The organism is Streptomyces sp. WAC06614, from assembly GCF_003949795.1.
Lineage (GTDB): Bacteria > Actinomycetota > Actinomycetes > Streptomycetales > Streptomycetaceae > Streptomyces.
Map to the genome: position 1 here is coordinate 1 of NZ_RPRY01000400.1, position 5,564 is coordinate 5,564.

Genomic DNA, 5,564 nt, shown 5'->3' on the forward strand with positions numbered 1-5,564 from the left:
ACCCCCCACCACCCCCCGGCCGGAGACCGCACCGACGGCCGTGGTGAGCGCTTGGGCGAGGACGGCATCCGGCGGCTCGTCGCCCACGCCGTCCAGGCGCCCTCCGGCGGGAACGTCCAGCCCTGGACCTTCCTCGCCCGCGGCGACGTCCTGCACTGCCGCACCGACGACACCCGGCCGCCCACCCTCCTCGACTTCCAGGGGTCCGCCACCCACCTGGCCATCGGCGCCGCCGTGGAGAACATCGACCTCGCGGCCCGGGCCGCGGGCTGGGCCTGCCAGGTGCGTTCCTTCCCCGACCCGGCCGACCCCGGCCTGGTCTGCACCCTCGCCTTCTCCCGCGACCCCCGGCTCCCGCACCCGCCCCTGGCCGACTGGATCGGACGGCGTGCCACCAACCGCAGGCACGGCCCCGCCCGACCCCTCGACGCCGCCCACCGGCAGACCTTGACCGACTGCGCGGCCGACAGCGGAGCACTGCTTCAACTGATCACCGAACGTACGGAGTTGACGGAGCTCGGCGAGGTCATCGGTGCCGGCGACCGGCTGCGCATGCTCAACCCGCGCCTGCACCGGGAGATGATGGCCGAGCTGCGCTGGACCCCGGACGAGGTGCGCGACACCCGGGACGGAATCGACCTCGCCACCCTCGAAGCGGACGCCGCCGACCTCGCGGGACTCTCCCTCGCCCGGCACTGGCCGCACCTCGCCCTCGTCCGCGAGCTGGGCGGCGGCGCGGCCTTCGCGGAGGGGGCCGTCAAGAGCGTCGCGGGCTCGTCGGCCCTCGGCCACCTGACCGTCCCGGGCACCGGCCCCACCGCCCAGGTCGCCGGCGGCCGGGCCCTGCAACGCCTGTGGCTCACCGCGACGTCCCTGGGCCTGGGCCTCCAGCCCCTGACCGTCCTGCTCTACCTCTTCGCCCGGGCCGAGCACCCCGACGCGACCGGCCTCGACGCGACGGAGACGGCCACCCTGCACACCCTGCGCAAGCGCATGTCCGCCCTGCTCCCGCCCCGCACCGGGCACACCGAACTCATGCTGTTCCGCCTCTCCTACGCCCCACCGCCCACGGCCCGCTCCCTGCGCCGCGAGGTGGACTCCGTCCTGCGCTTCGAGGCGGCCGGGCCTACGCCCCCGGGGCGGCCGTCAGCCCCGTGACCGCCTCCACATGGCGGCGGCTCGGTTCGGCCAGGATCGCGTGGAGCTGCTGGAACACCTGGCGGGCCGGTACCGGCCGCCCCGCCGGACCACCTCCGTCCCCCTGGGGGCCGCTCACGAGCTCCTGAGGATGACCAGCTGCCGGGTCGCCCGGGTCATCGCGACGTAGCGGTCGACCGCTCCGGGGACGCCCTCGCCGAACGCCTCCGGATCGACGAGGACGACGAGGTCGAACTCCAGCCCCTTCGACAGCTCGGGGGTCAGGGACCGCACCCGGGGGGAGGGGGCGCGCAGTGCGGGGCCGCCGATGACACAGGCGGTCCCGTCGGTGTGCGTGGCCAGCCACTCGTCGAGGATCCGGTCGAGCTCGGTCACCGGTCCGTACGTGACGGGGATGCCGCTGCTGCGGACGGAGGTCGGCACGTTGGCGTCGGGGAGCACGGCCCGGATGACCGGCTCGGCCGCCGCCATGACCTCCTGCGGGGTGCGGTAGTTGACGCCGAGCGAGGCCACCTCGATCCGGTCGAGCCCGATCCGTTCCAGCCTCTCCCGCCAGGACTCGGCGAAGCCGTCGCGGGCCTGGGCCCGGTCCCCGACGACGGTGAAGCTGCGCGACGGGCAGCGCAGCAGCAGCATCTGCCATTCGGCGTCGGTCAGTTCCTGCGCCTCGTCCACGACGATGTGGGCGAACGGGCCCGCGAGCGGCTCCGCACCGGCGTCCGGCAGCGCCGCCCCGTCGACCAGGCTGTCCTGGAGGTCCCGTCCGCGCAGCATCGTCACCGCGCCCTCGCCGTCGTCGTCGGCCGCGAGCACGTTGTCGATGACCCCGGCCATGCGCTCGCGCTCGGCGGCGACGGCGGCCTCGTGCCGGCGCCTGCGCACGGACGAGCGGGGGTCGCCCAGCCGGTGCCGGGCCGCGTCCAGGAGCGGCAGGTCGGACACCGTCCAGGCCTGGGGTTCCCGGCGCTGGAGCCGCCGTACCTCCTCGGGCCCGAGCCAGGGGGCGCACCTGCGCAGGTACGCGGGGACCGACCACAGGTCGCCCACCACGTCGGCCGCTTCGAGCATCGGCCAGGCCCGGTCGAGGGCGCCGACCAGCTCCTCGTCGTGCTGCAGCGCCCGGCGCAGCATCGGGGGCGGGACGTCCTCGTCGTGCTTGTCGAGCAGGATCTCGACCAGCTCGTCCCAGATCTGGTCGCGGGCCTCGTTGTGCGGCGTACCCGGCCCCGGGGCCCGGAACGCGTCGGCCCAGTCGTCGGCGGTGAGCCGGACGTCGGCCCACGGGGTCGAGACCGTCATCGCCCTGGTGGGCGGCTCCTCGTAGAGCCGGACGGCCGCCTCGATCGCCCGCACCATCTCCCCCTGCGACTTCAGGCGTGCCACCTCCGCATCGGGCTCGGCCACCGCGGTGGCTCCCTCGGCGACCAACTCCCGTACGGTACAGGTCCGTACGCCCTCCTCGCCGAGGCTGGGCAGCACGTCGGAGACGTAGTCCAGGTAGGGCTGGTGCGGTCCGACGAAGAGCACGCCGCCGCGGCGGTGACCGAGGCGGGGGTCGGAGTACAGGAGGTAGGCGGTGCGGTGCAGGGCGACGACGGTCTTGCCGGTGCCCGGACCGCCGTCGACCACGAGGGTGCCCCGGGAACCGGCCCGGACGATCGCGTCCTGGTCCGCCTGGATCGTGGCGAGCACGTCCCGCATCCGGTTCGACCGGGAACCGGCCAGGCCGGCGATGAAGGCGGACTGGTCGTCGAGCGCGGCGTGGTGGGCGAACCCGTCGGCGGTGAAGACCTCGTCCCAGTAGTCGGTGATCCGGCCGCCGGTCCAGCGGTACCGGCGGCGGCTCGCAAGCCCCGCCGGGCGGGCATGGGTCGCCGCGAAGAACGGTTCGGCCGCGGGGGAACGCCAGTCGACCAGCAGTCGGCGCCCCGTGCTGTCGGTGAGGCCGAGCCGTCCGACGTAGACGGGCTCGGCGTCCTCGTCCGCGCCGACCATGCGGCCGAGGCACAGGTCGAGCCCGAAGCGGCGCAGGGCGCGCAGGCGGCCGGTCAGCCGGTGCACCTCGGCGTCCCGGTCCATCGCCTGCCGGCCGACGCCGCCGGGCGCCCTGAGTGCGGCGTCGCGCTGGTCGGACACCGCGGCGATCGCTTCCTCCAGGCTCTCCGCGATCGAGGCGAAGTGCTGTTCGTCGGCGGCGATCAGGGCCGGGTCGGCCTTGGGGGAGAGACGCTCGGGCAGGTCGAAGGCGCTGGTGGTCAGGGGGCGCATGTCACCTTTTTCGCGGGTCACGGGGGTTCGGCCTGCGATTGTGCGGCATGCCCGGGGCCTTGCCGCAAGGCCCCCTGTGCGCTATAAGTTGAGAGTGGCAGGGAGTGGGTGTTCTCCTTGCCTTTTGTTGTTTCTGCAGCATTGCTTCGTCGGCTTCTGCTGTTGCCGTCAGGGCCGGGGTGAGCCGCGGCGCCGGCTTCGCGCGACCCCGTGGTCGGCATGGGCGTGGGCGAGGCCGGGGGTCGTGCGCGCCAGCAGGGCGACGGCCCGGTTCGCGGTGCCGGGGACGATGACCGGGCGGCCCGCCTCGATGCCCTTGACGATCTCCAGGGCCGCCGAGCGGGCGTCGGACGGCTTGACGGTCTCACCCAGCGCGGCCAGCTCCGCCGGCTTGAACGGCTTCTCCATGGCGAGCTGAGGGGTGTCCACGTCGGCCGGACAGATCCCGCTGACCTGGATCCCGTACGGGCGCAGCTCCATCCGCAGCGACTCGCACAGCCCGCGCACCGCGAACTTGGTCGGGGCGTACGCGGTGTACCCGAAGGGCCCGTACAGCCCGGCCGCCGAGGAGATGCAGGCGAGGGTCCCGGCCCCGCGGTCGAGCATGCCCGGGACCACGGCCTGGACGGCGTACAGGGTGCCGAAGTAGTTGACCTCCATGGCGTCGCGGAAGAAGGCGGTGTCCAACTCCTGGAAATGGCCCGGGCGGACCGTTCCCGCCGAGGTGATGAGCGTGTCCACGCCCCCGTGCTCCTCGGCCGGCGAGCCGACCGCCCGGACCAGCTCCGCCCGGTTGCTGACGTCCGCCGGCCGGACGGCGACGGGCCGGGCTCCCCCGGGGGCCCCGGCTCCGCCGCCAGCCGCTCCAGCCGGGGCGGGGAGCCGGGGCCGGGCCCGGTGAGCCGGGTGTGGGAGGGGGTGCGGCGCGGGTCAGGGCGTGAGGGTCCACTTCTGGTTGGGGTTGCCCGAGCAGGTCCAGATCTGGGTCGGTGCTCCGTCCGCCGTGCTGCGGTCGCGGACGTCCAGGCACTTGTTCGCGGGCAGGTTGACCACGTCACGGCTCGCCGCGTTGTAGGCCCAGGCCTGCGCACCCGTGCCGTTGCAGTCCCACAGCTGCACCTTGACCCCGTCGCCCGTCCCTGCGGCGTTGACGTCCAGGCACTTGCCCAGGGCCCGGATCGTGCCGTCGCCGGGCAGGGTCCAGCGCTGGGCGCCCGTGCCGTTGCAGGTGTACAGCTGGACGGCGGTGCCGTTGGCGGTCTGGGAGCCCGCCACGTCCAGGCACTTGCCCGCCAGGCCGACCAACGCCCCGGTGGAGCCTCCGCCCGATCCCGAACCGTCGGTGACCCGTACGTAGTCCACGACGAGTTGGTTCGGGAAGGCGGTCGAGCCGTCCGGGTTGCCCGGCCAGTCCCCGCCCACGGCAAGGTTGAGGATCAGGAAGAACGGCTTGTCGAACACCCAGGTGCGGCCGCCGAGGTCGGCCGGGGTGCGCCGCTGGTAGACCTGGCCGTCCACCGACCAGGTGATCGAACCCGGGGCCCAGTCCACGGCGAAGGTGTGGAAGTCGTCGGCGAAGGCGCGGCCGCCGGGCAGTGTGAAGGCCGCGCCGATCCCGCCCCCGCCCGAGTAGCCGGGGCCGTGGAGGGTGCCGTGCACGGTGCCGGGCTCGTAGCCGACGTTCTCCATCACGTCGATCTCACCGCTGTTCGGCCAGCCGACCTGCCCGATGTCGTTGCCGAGCATCCAGAACGCCGGCCACATCCCCTGCCCGCGCGGGACCTTCATCCGGGCCTCGATGTGGCCGTGGGTCTGGGTGAACCGGCCGCCGGTGTTCATCCGGGCCGAGGTGTATTCGCAACGGCCGTACCAGCACTGGTAGTTGCCCGGGTTCTCGCGCCGGGCGGTGATGACGAGGTGGCCCTGGCCGTCGAGGGCGGCGTTGGCGGCGCCCGGGGTGTAGTACTGGCGCTCGTGGTTGTTGACGTTGTCGCCGGTCTCCAACTGCCACTTGTCGCCGCGGACCGCCGACCCGGCCGGGCCGTCGAAATTGTCCTCGAACGTGACGGCGGCGGCCGCCGCCGCCACGTTCGAGGACAATTTCGACGGCCCGGCCGGGTCGGCGGTCCGCGGCGACA

Annotated in this window: 2 protein-coding genes and 2 pseudogenes; 1 reads left to right on the forward strand and 3 read right to left on the reverse strand. The window is 74.0% G+C overall.

Annotation, left to right across the window (positions count from 1 at the left end; translation table 11 throughout):
* Positions 1-1,158: pseudogene (locus EF918_RS31675) on the forward strand (hypothetical protein); the annotation flags it as partial.
* Between the two features lie 114 nt (positions 1,159-1,272).
* On the opposite strand, the gene helR reads toward EF918_RS31675, so the two are convergent.
* From helR to EF918_RS31690, 3 genes and pseudogenes are all read right to left on the reverse strand, one after another.
* Entirely contained in the window at positions 1,273-3,426 is a 2,154-nt protein-coding gene (helR, locus tag EF918_RS31680; RefSeq protein WP_125652363.1) for an RNA polymerase recycling motor ATPase HelR, read from the reverse strand.
* Positions 3,427-3,594: 168 nt separating this feature from the next.
* Positions 3,595-4,236, reverse strand: a pseudogene (locus EF918_RS31685) (SDR family NAD(P)-dependent oxidoreductase); the annotation flags it as partial.
* 120 nt (positions 4,237-4,356) lie between these two features.
* On the reverse strand, positions 4,357-5,564 hold a 1,208-nt coding region (locus tag EF918_RS31690; protein ID WP_125652365.1), incomplete at its 5' end, for a glycoside hydrolase family 16 protein.